Below are 17,196 nucleotides of genomic sequence, written 5' to 3'. Positions count from 1 at the left end.
CGGATCAAGCGGACGTTCGTCACGCGGTTGTCCCCCACTTGGCGTGTATGTTCCGGGGCCGAGAGCCATGGAAGGGACCAATCCGGTGAACAAGAAGCTCGCGGCCGCGGTGTCCGGCGGTGCGGTACTGGTGATGGCGCTGTCGGGATGCAGCAGCGACGACGGCAACAAGGAGCTGGACTCCTGGGCCAAGAAGGTCTGTGACGCGGTGAAACCGCAGGCGCAGAAGATCGAGGCCGCCAACGCCGCGATCCAGAAGGAGACCTCGGACAACAGCACGCCGAAGGCGGTGCAGTCGACCGACTCCAAGGCGTTCCAGGACATGTCCGACGCCTACAAGGCGATCGGCACCGCCGTGGACAAGGCCGGTCCGCCGAACGTCGACGACGGCGAGAAGAAGCAGACCGACGCGGTCAAGGAACTCAACGGGATCTCCGCTTCGTACGCCGACCTCAAGAAGCAGGTCGACGGGCTGAACACCAAGGACCAGGCGAAGTTCGCCGACGGTCTCAAGGACATCGCCACCGAACTCGACAAGCTGAGCAAGAGCGGGAACGACGCTCTGAAGAAGCTCGAGGAGGGTGACGTGGGCAAGGCCATGGCCCAGCAGGAGAGCTGCAAGAGCGCCTCCGGCTCGCCCGAGGTCACCAAGGGCTGAGCCTCCCGGCCCGCCTGACCCTGACACGCCTGATCCCGGCCCGCCTGACCCCGGCCCGCCTGACATCGACCGGGCCGGGGTGCGGCGCCTGCCCACCCACGGCGCCCTCGCCTGACAGGGGGCCGGGTGTCCGGCGTGCGCCCGCTGTGTCGTCGCCCTTTGGGGGTGCGGGCTGCCGCCCACCGCACCGTCGCCTCGTAGGGACGCGCGTGCCAGGGCCGCCCGCGGCGCCGTCGCCCCGTACCGGCGCGTGTGCCGGCGCTCACCGCGGCCCCGGGCCGGTCGCCGGCGCTGGTGAGCGTGCCCGGCACAGCGCCTTCCGGGGCTCGCGGGTCACAATGGGGTGGTGAGCCACACCACCCTGTCACCGCTGCCCTCGTCCGACCGTCCCGATGTCGCCGCCCGGCTGCGGGACGCCCTGCTGCGGGCGTCCTACACCGCCGACGGGATGCTCGACCTGCTCGGAGCTCCCGCGTACGCGGCGCTGGCGCGCAGCGAGACCGTGCCCGCGCTCCGGGCGACCCGTGGGGACACGCCGCTGGAGGCGCTCGTACGGCTGTTCCTGTTGCAGCAGCCCGTGCCGCACGCGCGCGTGGCGGACGTGCTGCCGGTCGCCGAGTGCCTCGACAGCGGCTGGCTGACCCCGGTCGGCGGCGACGAGGTGGCCGCGACCGTCGACATCCGGCCGTACGGCGGGACCGACGGCGAGGACTGGTTCATCGTGTCCGACCTCGGGTGCGCGGTCGGCGGAGCCGGCGGCATCGGCAGCCGCGAGGAAGGCGTCGTGCTCGGCGTCGGCGGGGCGTCCACCACGCTCGCCGGCATCACCGTGCGCACGCCCGTCGCCTCCGCGCTCGACCTCGGCACCGGCTCCGGGATCCAGGCGCTGCACACCGCCCAGCACGCCACGCACGTGACGGCGACCGACCTCAACCCCCGCGCCCTGCACATCACCGCGCTCACCCTGGCGCTGTCCGGCGCCCCGGCGGCCGAGCTGCGCGAGGGCTCCCTGTTCGAGCCGGTCGGCGACCGGACGTACGACCTGATCGTGTCGAACCCTCCCTTCGTGATCTCGCCCGGCGCCCGGCTGACCTACCGGGACGGCGGGATGGGCGGGGACGATCTGTGCCGCACGCTCGTTCAGGAGGCGGGGGAGCGGCTGAACGACGGCGGGTACGCGCAGTTCCTCGCCAACTGGCAGCACGTGGAGGGGGAGGACTGGCAGGACCGGCTCCGCTCGTGGGTGCCGCGCGGTTGCGACGCGTGGATCGTGCAGCGCGAGGTGCAGGACGTCATGCAGTACGCCGAGTTGTGGCTGCGCGACGCGGGCGACCACCGCAGCGATCCCGCCGAGTACCAGGCGCGGTACGACGCCTGGCTCGACGAGTTCGAGGCGCGCAAGGTGAGGGCCGTCGGCTTCGGGTGGATCACGCTCCGCAAGACCGGCGCCGCCGAGCCCTCGATCACGGTCGAGGAATGGCCGCATCCGGTCGAACAACCGCTCGGGGACGCGGTGCGGGCGCACTTCGAGCGCGTCGACTTCCTGCGTGAGCACGACGACGCGGCCCTGCTCGCCGGCCACTTCCGGCTCGTGGCCGAGGTCGTCCAGGAGCAGGTCGGACTGCCCGGCGCCGAAGACCCCGAGCACGTGGTGCTCCGTCAGCACCGGGGGATGCGCCGGGCCACCAAGGTGGACACGGTCGGCGCGGGTTTCGCGGGCGTGTGCGACGGCACGCTGAGCGCGGGCCGCATTCTGGACGCCATCGCGCAGTTGGTCGGCGAGGACCCGGTCCTGCTGCGGGACCGCACTCCCGAGCAGATCCGGCTGCTGGTGGAACAGGGATTCCTCGAACCGGCACAGTGACGGGGCCGCCCCGGCCGGGTGCAAGCGCGGCCGGGAGCCTGGCCCGCCCAGGCGGGATGGAAGCGTGCCGGGTGTCGGGATGGAAGTCTGGCCGCCCCGTCCGAGTGGAAGCGTGGCCAAGCTCCGGGATGGATGCTCGGCCCCCCCCGGCCGGGCGGAGGCGGCGCCTCGCACCGGGTTGGAAGTCGGTCCGCCCCGGCCGGGTGCAAGCGACGCCGCGCGCCGCGATGGAAGCGTGGCCCGGCCGACGGGATGAAAGCGTGCCGCGATGGAAGCGGGCCCCGCGTCGGGGCGGGACCTTGCCAGGTGTGCGGACTCGGGAGTCCCGCGAGCTTCCGGTGAAGACGGATTCGACACACCGGCGTGCGGGCGGCGGCTCCCGCTCCCCGGTGGCGACCCACCGCCGCCGGTCCCCGCGGGGCCGGCCGGACCCGCCCTCCGCTCCCCGTTCACCGTGGGTTTCCCCGCTCGCCGTCCGGGCGTGCCAGCCTCCCGAGCCTGGACCACCGGGGCGGGAAGGACACAGCGATGGAGAGCGGACCGGCGATCTTCGCGGGGACGGCGTTCGCCCTGTTCGGAGGGGGACTGCTGGCCTGGACCGCGGTACGGCTGCGGCACCGCGAGCCCGTCGCCCTCGGTGTGAACCCCGTCGCATCGGCGACGCTCGCGAGCCTCGCCGCGGTCGGCGCGCTGGTGCTCGGCGTGTGGTGCTTCACGCGCGCGTAGGGAGGGGCTCTCCGGCCTCCGCGCGGACGTCCGCCAGTAATTGAGAGGTCACGCTCCGGATGGGGCCGAAACAGCCGGTGTCCACTCCGGGCGGCAGGAATGGCGGTAGTCGGGTTACCGTTCGAGTGGCCGTTGCGGGCTTTTCCCGTTTGACACGGGGGCGGGATGTACCGTCACACTCCGCAGCGTCAGCACGACACGACCCCCGGGAGCAAGGCCTGGGGAGACCCCCCGCGTCGATCCGGAGAGAAGAGCGAAGTTGTCCCCGACCAGCGACACCGCACACGGCGGCCGCCGACTCGTCATCGTCGAGTCGCCTGCCAAGGCGAAGACGATCAAGGGCTACCTCGGCCCCGGCTACGTCGTCGAAGCGAGCGTCGGGCACATCCGCGACCTCCCGAACGGCGCCGCGGAGGTGCCCGAGAAGTACACCGGTGAGGTGCGCCGCCTCGGCGTCGACGTCGAGCACGACTTCCAGCCCATCTATGTCGTCAACGCGGACAAGAAGGCGCAGGTCAAGAAGCTCAAGGACCTGCTGAAGGACTCCGACGAACTCTTCCTCGCCACCGATGAGGACCGCGAGGGCGAAGCCATCGCGTGGCACCTGCTCGAAGTCCTGAAGCCCAAGGTCCCGGTCCACCGGATGGTCTTCCACGAGATCACCAAGGACGCGATCCGCAGCGCCGTCGCCAACCCGCGCGAGCTCAACAAGCGCATGGTCGACGCCCAGGAGACCCGCCGCATCCTCGACCGCCTCTACGGCTACGAGGTCTCGCCGGTCCTGTGGAAGAAGGTCATGCCGCGGCTGTCGGCCGGCCGTGTGCAGTCCGTGGCCACCCGTCTCGTCGTCGAGCGGGAGCGCGAGCGCATCGCCTTCCGTTCCGCCGAGTACTGGGACCTGACCGGCACCTTCGGCACCGGCCGCGCCGGTGACGCCTCCGACCCGTCGACGCTGATCGCCCGCCTGACGGCGGTCGACGGCAAGCGCGTCGCCCAGGGCCGCGACTTCGACTCCCTCGGGCAGATCAAGAGCCCGAACACGCTCCACCTGGACGAGACGAACGCCCGCGCCCTCGCCGCCGCCCTCCAGGACACCGCCTTCGCGGTCCGCTCGGTCGAGTCCAAGCCGTACCGCCGCTCGCCGTACGCCCCCTTCCGTACGACGACGCTCCAGCAGGAGGCCTCGCGCAAGCTCGGCTTCGGCGCGAAGGCGACCATGCAGGTGGCCCAGAAGCTGTACGAGAACGGCTTCATCACCTACATGCGTACGGACTCCACCACGCTGTCGGACACGGCGGTCGGTGCCGCCCGTGCCCAGGTCACGCAGCTGTACGGGGCCGACTACCTGCCGGCCCAGCCGCGCACGTACGCCGGGAAGGTCAAGAACGCACAGGAGGCGCACGAGGCGATCCGTCCCTCGGGTGATCGTTTCCGCACCCCGGCCGAGACGGGTCTGACCGGCGACCAGTTCCGCCTGTACGAGCTGATCTGGAAGCGGACCGTCGCCTCCCAGATGAAGGACGCGGTCGGCAACTCCGTCACCGTCAAGATCGCCGGCCGGGCCTCCGACGGCCGCGACGCCGAGTTCAGCGCGTCCGGCAAGACCATCACCTTCCACGGCTTCCTCAAGGCGTACGTCGAGGGCGCGGACGACCCGAACGCGGAGCTGGACGACCGCGAGCGCCGGCTGCCGCAGGTCGGCGAGGGCGACGCGCTCTCCGTCGAGGAGATCACCGTCGACGGCCACGCCACCAAGCCCCCGGCCCGCTACACCGAGGCCAGCCTCGTCAAGGAGCTGGAAGAGCGCGAGATCGGCCGCCCGTCGACGTACGCGTCGATCATCGGCACGATCCTCGACCGCGGATACGTCTTCAAGAAGGGCACGGCGCTCGTCCCGTCGTTCCTCTCCTTCGCCGTGGTCAACCTCCTGGAGAAGCACTTCGGGCGGCTCGTCGACTACGACTTCACCGCCAAGATGGAGGACGACCTCGACCGCATCGCGCGGGGCGAGGCGCAGTCCGTGCCGTGGCTGAAGCGGTTCTACTTCGGCGAGGGCGAGGCCACCGGCGCCGCGGAGGCGGGCAACGGAGACGGCGACCACCTCGGCGGCCTCAAGGAACTCGTCACCGACCTGGGCGCCATCGACGCCCGCGAGGTGTCCTCCTTCCCGGTCGGCAACGACATCGTGCTGCGCGTCGGCCGCTACGGGCCCTACGTCGAGCGCGGGGAGAAGGACGCCGAGAACCACCAGCGCGCCGACGTCCCCGAGGACCTGGCCCCCGACGAGCTGGACGTCGAGTACGCGGAGGAGCTGCTCGCCAAGCCGAGCGGCGACTTCGAGCTCGGCGCCGACCCGGCGACCGGCCACCAGATCATCGCCAGGGACGGCCGCTACGGCCCGTACGTCACCGAGGTGCTCCCCGAGGGCACCCCGAAGACGGGCAAGAACGCCGTGAAGCCGCGTACGGCCTCGCTGTTCAAGACGATGTCGCTGGACACGGTGACGCTCGACGACGCCCTCAAGCTGATGTCGCTGCCGCGGATCGTCGGCAAGGACGCCGAGGGCGTGGAGATCACCGCGCAGAACGGCCGCTACGGCCCGTACCTGAAGAAGGGCACGGACTCGCGGTCGCTGACCTCCGAGGACCAGCTCTTCACCATCACGCTCGACGAGGCGCTCGCGATCTACGCGCAGCCCAAGCAGCGTGGACGCGCGGCCGCCAAGCCGCCGCTCAAGGAGCTCGGCGAGGACCCGGTCAGCCAGAAGCCGGTCGTGGTGAAGGACGGCCGCTTCGGCCCGTACGTCACCGACGGCGAGACCAACGCGACCCTGCGGTCCGGCGACAGCGTCGAGGAGATCACCCCGGAGCGCGGCTACGAGCTGCTCGCCGAGAAGCGCGCCAAGGGGCCGGCCAAGAAGACCGCGAAGAAGGCGCCGGCCAAGAAGGCCGCCACCAAGAAGGCCCCGGCCAAGAAGACCGCCGCGAAGAAGACGACGGCTTCGAAGACGACCGCCAAGAAGGCTCCGGCCAAGAAGGCCACCGCCAAGAAGACGGCCGCCTCGGAGGGCTGAGACCGCCCGCCGGACCCCACCGGCACCCGGCTGGAACCGACTTCGGCTACCCGCCGGCGAGCGCCCCTACACCTTCCGGTGTGGGGGCGTTTGTATGTTCGGCCGCCCCTTCGGGGAGCTGGCCCCTCCGGATAGGCTGTCAGGATGACGCGAGCCGAGCAGCCAACGGCCCACCACCGGGCCCCCGACGACGCCCTGGTCGCAGATTCCCGGGAGCGCGCCGTGCGCGCACTCCTGCGGCGACCCCAGTTGAAACGGCTGTGGAGCGCACAGCTCGTCAGCGGTGTGGGCGATGCCCTGGCCCTGCTGGTCCTGGTCGTGCTGGCCCTCCAGGCCGCCATAGCCGAGGGCTCCTTCGGCGGCGGCTACCGCGGGGTGAGCATCGCCGTCGCGGCCGTCTTCGGCACGCGCATCCTCGCGACGCTCCTCTTCGGGGCCGTACTCCTCGGGCCGCTGGGCTCCCTCACCTCCCAGGAGGGGCCGCTCGACCGCCGCTGGACGATGGTCGGCGCGGACGGCGTGCGCGCCGCGCTGCTGATCGTCGCGCCGCTGTGGATCGACTGGACCCCGGACGACGCGCTTGCCGCCCTCCTGGTGACCGCCTTCGTGACCGGGGTCGCCGAGCGCTTCTGGACCGTGTGCCGCGAGAGCGCGGCGCCCGCACTGCTGCCCGCGCCGCCCCTGGAGGGTGCCACGGTGCGCCCGCTGCCGGACCACATGGACGCCCTGCGGCGCCTGTCGCTGCGTACGGCCTTCGTGACGGTGCCGCTCGCGGCTGCCGCGCTCGTCGTGGTCTCCCTGTTCAACAACCTGCTGGGCGCGGGGATCGACTGGTTCGAGCAGCACCAGGCGGCCCTCGCCTCGTACGTGGCCGCCGGACTGTTCGCCGCCTCGCTGTCGGTGCTCGTCTTCCTGGAGCTGCCCGACACGCGGACGCCCCGTGCGCGCTCCCCGCTGGAGGGGCTGCGCCGGCCCAAGACGGGCACCGGCGTCGACAAGGGCCGCACCGGAGCCGTACCGCTGCTGGTGCCGGCCTGCGCCGCGGTCGCCGGAGCCGTCGCGGCGGCCGTCGCCGTCTTCGTGCTGCACGCCAAGGACCTCGGCGGCGGGCCGGTCACCTACGGGCTGCTGGTGCTCGCGCTGACCGGCGGCGTCGTGCTCGGCATCCGTACGGCCCCGTCCCTGCTGCCCGCCCTGTCGCGGCGCCGCCTGCTCGCCCTGGCCATCGCCTTCACCGGCGTCGCGCTGCTCGCCGCCGGACTCGTGCCGGACGTCACCTCGGTGCTGCTGATAGTGGGCCTCGCGGGAGTCGGCGCGGGCGTCGCCGCCAACACCGGGCACACGCTGCTCGACCAGGAGACCGAGGAGTACCGCCGGCCCCGGACGACCGAGCACCTGCACGCCGTCGTACGGGTGTTCGTGGCGCTCGGTGTGCTGATCGCCCCGCTCGTGGCCGCCGCCATCGGGCCGCACCGCCTGGAGAACGGCAAGTTCGTCTTCGCGCACGGCGGTGCCGCCTTCACCCTGATGCTGGTCGGCGCCCTGCTGCTGCCGGTGGCCGCGCTGGTGCTCGCCAAGGTCGACGACCGCTCCGGCGTCCCGCTGCGGCACGACCTGCGGGACGCGCTGCGCGGCGGGGACGACCCCGCCCAGGCGCCCGCCGCCGCCGGCTTCTTCATCGCGCTGGAGGGCGGCGACGGCGCCGGAAAGTCCACGCAGGCCGAGGCGCTCGCGGAGTGGATCCGCGCCAAGGGCCACGAGGTCGTGGTCACCCGCGAGCCGGGGGCCACGCCCGTCGGCAAGCGGCTGCGCTCGATCCTGCTGGACGTGTCCTCCGCCGGCCTCTCGCACCGCGCGGAGGCCCTCCTCTACGCCGCCGACCGCGCCGAGCACGTGGACACCGTGGTGCGCCCGGCGCTCGAACGCGGTGCCGTCGTCATCTCCGACCGCTACATCGACTCCTCGGTCGCCTACCAGGGAGCCGGCCGCGACCTGTCGCCGACCGAGATCGCCCGGATCTCGCGGTGGGCGACGGACGGGCTCGTGCCGCATCTCACGGTGCTGCTCGACGTCTCCCCGGAGACCGCCCGCGAGCGGTTCACCGAGGCGCCCGACCGCCTGGAGTCCGAGCCGGCCGAGTTCCACGCGCGCGTGCGGTCCGGTTTCCTGACCCTGGCCGCCGCCGACCCCGGGCGCTACCTGATCGTCGACGCGGGCCAGGAGCCCGAGGCGGTCACCACGGTCGTCCGGCACCGGCTCGACATGATGCTGCCCCTCTCCGAGGCCGAGGTGAAGGCCCAGGAGGAGGCGCGGCGCAAGGCCGAGGAGGAGGCCCGGCGCAGGGCCGAGGAGGAGGCCGCGCGCAAGGCGGAGGAGGAGCGCCTGGAGCGGGAGCGCCAGGAGCAGCTCGCCAGGCTGCGCGCCGAGGAGGAGGAGCGCAAGCAGCGCGAGCTGGAGGAGGCGCAGCGCCGCGAGGCCGAGCGTCAGGCCGAGGAGGCCCGGCAGCGTGCCGAGGAGGCCCGCCGCCGCGCCGAGGAGGAGCGCGTCCGCAAGCTCGCCGAGGAGCAGGCGCGAGCCGCCGAGGAGGAGCGCAGGCGCAGGCAGGCCGAGGAGGAGGCCCGACTGCGGGCCGAGGCCGAGGAGCGGCGCCTGGAGAAGCAGCGCAAGGCCGAGGAGGCTTTGATGCGGGCGGAGCAGGCCCGCCGGGCGGCGGCGGAGGCCGCGGCGGCGTCGGCGGCCGCGGTGAGCGCCGCCGCGTCGCTCGGCTCGGCTCCCGCGACCCCCGCGCGGTCGGCGTCGGACGACGACCTGACCGTGCCGACGCCGGTCGTGACCCCGTCGAACGCCACGGGAGGCCCGGCGGACGAGACCGCGGTGCTGCCGCCCGTGCGGCCCGGTGAGCCCGGTGAGCGGGACGCCGGTGCGCGCCGGGACGGCGGGTCCCGCTCCGGTGGCGGATCGCGTCCGGACGTCGAGGAGACGGCCAGGCTGCCGAAGCCGCCCGCGCCGCCCTCCGCGGCGGAGGAGACCGCCGTACTGCCCCCGGTGGCGCCGGGCGCCGCGGACGAGACGGCCGTGCTGCCTCCGGTACGCGCGGACCGCCCGGCCGACGAGACCGAGGTGCTGCCGCCCGTACGTGACGCCGGCGGGCCTCCCGCGCGCGGCACCGCGGCCGACCCCTCGGACCGTGTGCCGCCGGGCTTCTTCCGCGACGAGCCTTCCGCGGGCGACGGACGCCGGCGGAACGCGGGCGGGGACGCGGGCGAGAACGGCAACGAACGCACGCGTGAGCTGCCGCAGATCGACGAGACGGGCACCCCGCGCCGCCCGCGCTCCGACTGGGCCGAGGAGACTCCGCTGGACGACCTCCCGACCCTCGCGGACGAACTGCTGGGCCCGCGCGACGACGAGGACCGGGACGAGGGCCGCGGCGGGCGCCGGGGACGACGGGGGCGCTGACCCGGCGTGACGCGCCCCGCGTCCGGCGTCGGGTGGTTCCGACGCCGGACGCGGGGCGCCGTACTGCTCGGCGCCGACGCGGGCGAGTCCCGAGCGGTGTGTGAGGCGGGGAGTCCGGTGGGCTCCCCGCCTTCGTCGTCTCCGGGCGGGGGACGGGTGGGGGCCGGGGGTGTCGCCGGGCGAGGCCGGGCGAGGTCGTTCTGGGGCCGGGCGGCGTCGGGGCGGCCGTCGCGCACCTGCGCCCGGCGGGAATGTCAGTCCGCTCCCGCACAATGGGACGCGGCAAGGCGACGTGTGACGAAAGGGCGGTGCTCCCATGCCCGTGTGGGACGACCTGGTGGGCCAGGAGAAGGTGACCGTGCAGCTCGTCGGCGCCGCCCGGGACGCCGACGCCCTGGTGACGGCGACCGCCGAGGACACGGCGCCGCCGGAGGCGTCGAAGATGACGCACGCCTGGCTGTTCACGGGGCCGCCCGGCTCGGGCCGGTCCACCGCGGCTCGGGCGTTCGCCGCGGCGCTCCAGTGCGTCAGTCCCGACCGCGCCCTGGGCGGAGTCCCCGGCTGCGGGTTCTGCGACGGCTGCCATACGAGCCTGGTGGGCACCCACGCCGACGTGCAGATCGTCCGCACCGACCTGCTCTCCATCGGCGTGAAGGAGACCCGGGACCTGGTCCGCCACGCCCAGATGTCGCCGGCGACCGGCCGCTGGCAGGTCATCGTCCTGGAGGACGCCGACCGCCTCACGGAGGGCGCGGGCAACGTCATCCTGAAGGCGGTCGAGGAGCCGGCCCCCCGGACGGTCTGGCTGCTGTGCGCCCCGTCCATCGAGGACGTCCTGCCCACCATCCGCTCCCGCTGCCGCCTCCTCACCCTGCGCACCCCGCCGGTGGACGCGGTCGCCGACATCCTCGTGCGCCGTGACGGCATCGAGCCGACGGTCGCGGCGGCCGTCGCCCGGGCCACCCAGGGGCACATCGGCCGGGCCCGCAGACTGGCCACGGACGAGCGGGCCCGCGCGCGCCGGGCCGCCGTCCTCAAGCTGCCCCTGCGGATCGACGACGTCGGCGGCTGCCTCAAGGCGGCCCAGGAGCTGATCGACACGGCCTCGGAGGACGCCAAGCAGCTCGCCGAGGAGGTCGACGTGAAGGAGACCGACGACCTCAAGGCGGCGCTCGGCGCGAGCCAGGGCGGCCGGATGCCGCGCGGCACCGCCGGGGTCATGAAGGACCTGGAGGACAAGCAGAAGCGGCGGCGGACGCGTACGCAGCGCGACAGCCTCGACCTCGCGCTGATCGATCTCACCGGGTTCTACCGCGACGTCCTCGCCCTCCAGCTCGGCTCCCGCGTGGCCATCGCCAACACCGAGGTGCAGGACAGCCTGGAGCGCATCGCGCGCGGCAGCTCGCCGGAGGCGACCCTGCGCCGGATCGACGCGATCGCCGCGTGCCGCGAGGCCCTCGACCGGAACGTGGCCCCGCTCCTCGCGGTGGAGGCGATGGCGGTCACCCTGAGAGCGGGCTGACCGGCCGTCGTCGGGGACGACCTGGGGTGGGGCAGGCGCCGATACCGAGCCGGCGTCGGACCGTCGCCGGCGGTGGCTTGGGGTGGGACCGGGGCGTCGGTCGTGGCCCGGTGTCGACGTCCTGTCGGGACCTGTTGACGGGGTCACTCGTACGAGGCGGTTCCGCCACTGATGGTGACCGATTCGTCGCGCAAGGTTACGCTCGCGGGATGCACCTCAGGCGCTTCCCGCGGCCGTCGCGGTCCCTCCGGCCGACCTGGTCCCTCCGTTCCGCTTCCGCCCGGTCCCCCCGCCCGGCCCGGTCCACGGGCGTCACGGGCCCTCTGCGCACGGGCGGCACGCTGCTCGCCGTCACGGCCCTGCTGGTCTCCGCGTGCTCCTCCGGCGGCTCGACGTCGGCGTCGACGGCGGACGTGGCGCTGGCGGCGCTCCCCACGGCCACACCCTCGGCCCTCTCCCCGTACTACGGGCAGAAGCTGACCTGGCGCGAGTGCGGTGTCCCCGGTTTCCAGTGCGCCACGATGAAGGCGCCGCTCGACTACGACAAGCCCGGCGCGGGGGACATCAAGCTGGCCGTCGCCCGCAAGAAGGCCACGGGCCCGGGGAAGCGGATCGGCTCGCTGCTGGTGAACCCTGGCGGGCCGGGCGGCTCGGCGATCGGCTACCTGCAGCAGTACGCGGGCGTCGGCTACCCGGCGGAGGTCCGGGCGCGCTACGACATGGTGGCGGTCGACCCGCGCGGCGTGGCCCGCAGCGAGCCGGTCACCTGCCTCACCGGCCCCCGGATGGACGCGTACACGCAGACCGACGTCACCCCGGACGACCAGAAGGAGCAGGGGCAACTGGTCGCCGCGTACAAGGAGTTCGCGGAGGGCTGCGGCCGGCGCTCGCCCAAGCTGCTGCGGCACGTGTCGACGGTCGAGGCGGCCCGGGACATGGACGTGCTGCGCGCCGTGCTCGGCGACGAGAAGCTGCACTACGTCGGCGCCTCCTACGGCACGTTCCTGGGGGCGACGTACGCCGGGCTCCACCCCGACCGGGTGGGGCGGCTCGTGCTGGACGGGGCGATGGACCCCTCGCTCTCGGCCCGCAGGCTGAACGAGGACCAGACGGCTGGGTTCGAGACGGCGTTCCAGTCCTTCGCGAAGGACTGCGTGGCGCAGAGCGACTGCCCGCTGGGCGGCTCGGGCACCAGCACGGCACAGGCCGGCAAGAAGCTGCGGGCGTTCTTCGACGGGCTCGACCGGACGCCCATCCCGGCGGGCGACGCGGACGGCCGGATGCTCGGCGAGGCGCTGGCCACCACCGGCGTGATCGCGGCGATGTACGACGAGTCGGCGTGGCCGCAACTGCGCGAGGCCCTCACCTCGGCGATGAAGGACAAGGACGGCGCCGGCCTGCTCGTCCTCTCGGACAGCTACTACGAGCGCGACGAGAACGGCCGGTACACGAACCTGATGTTCGCCAACGCGGCGGTGAACTGCCTGGACCTCCCGGCGGCCTTCTCCACCCCCGAGGATGTGGAGAAGGGGCTCCCCGCCTTCGAGAAGGCGTCCCCGGTCTTCGGCAAGGGACTGGCGTGGGCGTCCCTGAACTGCGCGTACTGGCCGGTGAGGGCGACCGGGGAGCCCCACCGCATCGAGGCGAAGGGCGCGGCCCCGATCCTGGTGGTCGGCACCACCCGGGACCCGGCCACCCCCTACGCCTGGGCACAGGCGCTGGCCGACCAGCTCTCCTCCGCGACCCTTCTCACGTACAACGGCGACGGCCACACCGCCTACGGCCGCGGCAGCACCTGCATCGACTCCGCGATCAACCGCTATCTGCTCCAGGGAACCGCTCCCGCCAAGGAGAAGCGCTGCTCGTAGCACCGTCGCCCGCCCCGGTGCCGTGGGCCCCGGGGCGTGTGCGGAGCACTCCTCGAAACTGTGTAGACTTACCGACGTTGCTGATCGCACCATGGTGCGGACAGCGCGCCGCCTTAGCTCAGATGGCCAGAGCAACGCACTCGTAATGCGTAGGTCTCGGGTTCGAATCCCGAAGGCGGCTCTGCCGAAGCCTCAGGACTCACTCGCCGTGACCTGGGGCTTTTGCTTTTACCGGATGCGGCGGCGCCGCCGGGCGCGGGCCGCGCGGCGCTGTGGGTCTCAATTCTGGTCTCAATGCCCCGATCGGGGCACTTGCACGGGATGGCTGCTCGAACTCCCGGCCGCCGGCAGCAAGCCGACCGCCGTCGCTGGCGTCTCGGACGCGAATGTGTGGACCTGATCGGCATGGAGGCCGAAATCGTCCCAGCGAGCGTGCGGCACCCACGGGATAGTTTTCGTCGTATTGACGATTAGCTGTCTGAGGTGTCAAGCTCAAGTTCATGCGCGCGTTCATCTCGCACAACCACCGTGACAAGCCCGCGGTGAAGCCGCTCGCCGCCCGCCTGCGGCTCCTTGGTGTCGATGTATGGCTCGACTCATGGGAGATCCGCCCGGGAGACACCATCCCGGGTAGGGTCAACCAAGCGCTCAGCGTGGTCGACACTGTGATGGTCTTTTGGTCTGAGAATGCCTCGAAGTCTCGATGGGTGCACACAGAGTGGGAGACGGCCCTTACGCGGAGCCTGGACGATGACTCTGTCCGGGTCATTCCGGTACTCCTCGACGAGACCCCTCTGCCGGCTCTTCTGCGGCGGATCATGTGGGTCTCTATGACAGACGACGATGTGGATCGTGCCGCGCGAGAACTCGTGGGCATCGAATCTCAGGCCGACTTGGTCAAGACAATGCAGCAGACCGTCGAAGAATCGGGCCTCGAATACCAATACTTCCAGGGGTACGGGGTGGCCGTGGGTTGCCTCAAGTGTGGGGCACCAAGCTCAAAGCTGGAGGGATGGAGTGAGGTGGACTACTCACGCGATGATCTTTATGCGGGGGTTCGGTGTACCCAGTGCGGCTGGAATGAAGGTGGCGAAACCTTCTGGTGACAGCTGAAAGCCTGGCTCAGGCCTTCTCTGAGCCAGGTCTTTCGTTCAGCGGATACGACGGCGGCGGGCACGGGCCGTGCGGTGGGCCGAGACCTCAGATGCGGGTTCCCGGCGCGGCTCCGTTAGACGCTCTGGGTACGCGCTCTCCCCTCTCCTGCCTGCCTTGGTTCCAGCTTCCCATGTGGGCGTCGGCGCGTCAGGGGTGGCCAACTGGGCAACACATGCAGGACGTGTACGCGGCTAGAACTCCTGTTCAATCCCCGCATTGGCCTCTCTGATGAACGCGATGCATCGCTTCACCATCTTTTCGAGGTTGCTTCGAGGTGCTGGCCGCTCCGCCCAATTCTCGCAAACCTTGCGGGCGATCTTATTCTTGTCAGGCGCGGTGGATCTACCTGTTTTTGCGTTCTTCAGAACCAGCGGGTTCTGCCATTTCTCACCCTGCCATTCCAGGGGTCTAGCCTGGGGGTGCACTTCTGCCACTGCGGCCTTCAAGATTGCAGGAGGTACGTAGTTTTCGACAGTGTAGCCGTCCGTAATCCAGGTAAAACCATGCACTTCGGCACCGTTGAACTCATCCCTTACGCGCTTCTTCGTTTCGTTGAGGGATTTTCCTGCGTACGTCCTGTCGCTGTCGATGACGATGGCAAGACGTCTATTTAGACGGCGTAGGTTGATGAAGTCTGTGACCTCTTCGTCCACCGATGTAAGTTGGTTTAGTAGTCCGCCACCATAGAACATGATGGAATAGTGGATTCCTTCAATTAAGTCGTCAGTGTATCGCTCGATCCAGTATTTCAGATAGGTTCGATCCGAAGGACCCTCAACCCAGATGATGGCGTTTGTCTGCAAAATGTCGGAAGGTCGATATCCTAGATCAGAGCAAATGTTTGAGAGGGTGGAAGGGCTCTGTGCCGGGGTGAGCTTAGTGCTTTCTCCGTCGTGTGAGACGTGAATGATCGAGGCTCTTTGATAGTCGAGTAGGTGAGCGGAGTGAGTTGCGATAACGTACTGATTACTTGTTTCGTTGGCGAGATACCTGATAAATTTTCGCTGCAGCACTGGGTGCAGATGTACTTCGGGCTCCTCGATGCAGACCACAGTATGCTCCAGCACGGTGGCCGCTACAGCCAGGATGACTACCTGATGGATTCCTGTCCCGAGGTGCTCCAATGGAAGCATCTTTCCGGCGTGATGGACGTTCAACGTGGTGGCATTGTGCTGCACCTCAAGCTGCGCTGACTCGTCATCGAGGATGTTCTTCAAAAATCTGTTGATCGCGGCGAATCTTGCTGAGTCCTCGCGATGTTTCTCTGCGCTTGGGTTCTGCAAGCGCTGCAATTTGTCGAGTAGTCCAAAGCCCTCATGTGACCCCTCCGCTGTCATTCCATCAGCGAGTGGCTGGATCTGGCGGAAGGATTCGATGGTTTCGACTTGGAAATTTGGATTCCTCGTTCTCAGGAGCCATTGAAAGATGGTTTGCGCATTCTGTCGCCCTGCAGACAAGGTGTGCCCCTGGCTGTATTGGCTCACCAATGTTCCGGCCAGACCGGCTAGATCGCCATACTTGCCCACCAGTTCATCGAACTGGGTGGCAACAAGCCTGCCGCTCTCATCGAATTCGAGCCATGTCAGACCGTCGTCGAATTTGCGCAATGATGGGTGAGTGAGGAGATTTTTCAGCATTCCCGTGGCTGACCGCTGTTGATCGCTCATTTTCGTAATTACCTGATCAGGGTCAAACGGCAGCGCATAGCGGCAAGGGACGTTTCCTCTCGCTTGGGGGCGGTCCAGAGAACCTAGCGAAAGACTCCCCCCGGAAGCTGCCCTTTTCAGAAAGCGAAGGAAATTCGACTTCCCGGCGTTGTTCTGTCCGGCAAGCAGCGTGACTGGGGCCAACTTTCCGCTGTACTGCATTTCTTCGCCGAAGCTTCGGTAGCCGGCGATGGCGAGGCCGGGGAAGATCAGTTCAGCCATGGTGCCCCCTGGTGCGCTAGATGCCACCCAAGTAACGCGTGTAATGGTCCGAGCAGCATAGCTCCGAGTGAAATGCGTGCGGGACCTAGCGTGATGGTGAGGGCGACGGCGTACTGAGTCGTTCGACTGCACAACAAGCACTCAGCGGCCAGTGCAGTTGTGGGGGTGCTGCGTCAGGCAGGCATCGGGTTTGGCGTCCTCGCAACCGTTGATCGAATGGCGAAGGATGGGACTGGGTCAGGTGGCTGTCGATTGATGGCAGGGGCAGGCACGTCTCCCGTCGCTGAGTCTGGTCTCAATCGCGGTCTCAATCCGCCTACGACCCTGGCGTACCCGTCGTCGTCCATTGACGTCCAAGGTCCGGCCTGATCAGGCATGATGCCTGTTTCTCGGATGTCCACGGACGCCCCCGGACCAAGATCGGACAACTCGTAATGCGTAGGTCTCGGGTTCGAATCCTGAAGGCGGCTCTGTGGAAGCCTCAGGACTCACTCGCCGTGACCTGGGGCTTTTGCTTTTGTCGGGGGCGGTGCGGACGCAGCGGCGCCGCCAGGCGGCCCGCACGGCGGTCCCAGTCTCAGTCGCAAGCCTGTGCCGCAAGATCTTCATGATCGTGGGCATGTCCACGCCCATCTCGTTCAGGATCGTGCTCGCTGTGTGACGCTGTGTCGCCTCCCGTCGTAGAGGCACCCGTCGGCACTGCCCGCTTCCGTTGACGATCACCGCCGCGGGGGGAAAGTCGTCACCCAACAGGTCGAGCCTCCCGAGTCCCTGCCAGACCTGCGCAAGCTCTTGGACAACGAGCTCTATGACCAGGCGGTCCCCGAAGTCGGGATCGCGGCTGGGATGCGACGGCCACCCTGGCCGTCGCATCCGCCTCAAATACGGCCTGGACTCGGTACGATCTGCCTGACCGGGGGTCGCGAACTCACCCATGCACCCG

Annotated in this window: 9 protein-coding genes and 1 tRNA gene; 9 read left to right on the top strand and 1 reads right to left on the bottom strand. The window is 70.1% G+C overall.

What is annotated here, in order from left to right:
- Window positions 1-67: 67 nt before the first annotated feature.
- From ACZ4VA_RS25650 to ACZ4VA_RS25610, 9 genes are all read left to right on the top strand, one after another.
- Entirely contained in the window at window positions 68-658 is a 591-nt protein-coding gene (locus ACZ4VA_RS25650; protein ID WP_355786708.1) for a small secreted protein, read from the top strand.
- A gap of 346 nt (window positions 659-1,004) precedes the next feature.
- Window positions 1,005-2,522 (top strand): DUF7059 domain-containing protein, encoded by a 1,518-nt coding sequence (locus ACZ4VA_RS25645; RefSeq protein WP_355780762.1) that lies wholly within the window; start codon window positions 1,005-1,007, stop codon window positions 2,520-2,522.
- Between the two features lie 528 nt (window positions 2,523-3,050).
- A complete protein-coding gene (locus ACZ4VA_RS25640) occupies window positions 3,051-3,248 on the top strand; it encodes a hypothetical protein (RefSeq protein WP_355780759.1) in 198 nt (65 codons plus the stop codon).
- A 259-nt stretch (window positions 3,249-3,507) separates the two neighbouring features.
- Window positions 3,508-6,321 carry a type I DNA topoisomerase gene (topA, locus tag ACZ4VA_RS25635; protein ID WP_356163808.1) on the top strand — a complete coding sequence of 938 codons (2,814 nt, stop codon included), beginning with the start codon at window positions 3,508-3,510 and terminating at the stop codon, window positions 6,319-6,321.
- Between the two features lie 144 nt (window positions 6,322-6,465).
- Window positions 6,466-9,780: a dTMP kinase gene (gene tmk / locus ACZ4VA_RS25630; RefSeq protein WP_468082574.1), complete on the top strand. Its 3,315-nt coding sequence runs from the start codon at window positions 6,466-6,468 to the stop codon at window positions 9,778-9,780.
- Window positions 9,781-10,096: 316 nt separating this feature from the next.
- Window positions 10,097-11,302 carry a DNA polymerase III subunit delta' gene (locus ACZ4VA_RS25625; RefSeq protein WP_468082573.1) on the top strand — a complete coding sequence of 402 codons (1,206 nt, stop codon included), beginning with the start codon at window positions 10,097-10,099 and terminating at the stop codon, window positions 11,300-11,302.
- 209 nt (window positions 11,303-11,511) lie between these two features.
- Window positions 11,512-13,170 carry an alpha/beta hydrolase gene (locus ACZ4VA_RS25620; protein WP_356163811.1) on the top strand — a complete coding sequence of 553 codons (1,659 nt, stop codon included), beginning with the start codon at window positions 11,512-11,514 and terminating at the stop codon, window positions 13,168-13,170.
- A gap of 107 nt (window positions 13,171-13,277) precedes the next feature.
- Window positions 13,278-13,351: transfer RNA gene (locus ACZ4VA_RS25615), tRNA-Thr, on the top strand.
- A gap of 319 nt (window positions 13,352-13,670) precedes the next feature.
- On the top strand, window positions 13,671-14,276 hold the full coding sequence (locus tag ACZ4VA_RS25610) for a toll/interleukin-1 receptor domain-containing protein (RefSeq protein ID WP_356163812.1): 606 nt from the start codon (window positions 13,671-13,673) through the stop codon (window positions 14,274-14,276).
- A gap of 240 nt (window positions 14,277-14,516) precedes the next feature.
- Here the strand turns inward: ACZ4VA_RS25610 and ACZ4VA_RS25605 are convergent, their stop codons facing one another.
- On the bottom strand, window positions 14,517-16,253 hold the full coding sequence (locus ACZ4VA_RS25605) for an AAA family ATPase (RefSeq protein WP_468082572.1): 1,737 nt from the start codon (window positions 16,251-16,253) through the stop codon (window positions 14,517-14,519).
- Between the last annotated feature and the right edge of the window lie 943 nt (window positions 16,254-17,196).

The organism is Streptomyces sp. NPDC028308, from assembly GCF_055565855.1.
The sequence above is the reverse complement of the archived record's forward strand: the minus strand, read 5'-3'. Positions and strand labels throughout refer to the sequence as shown.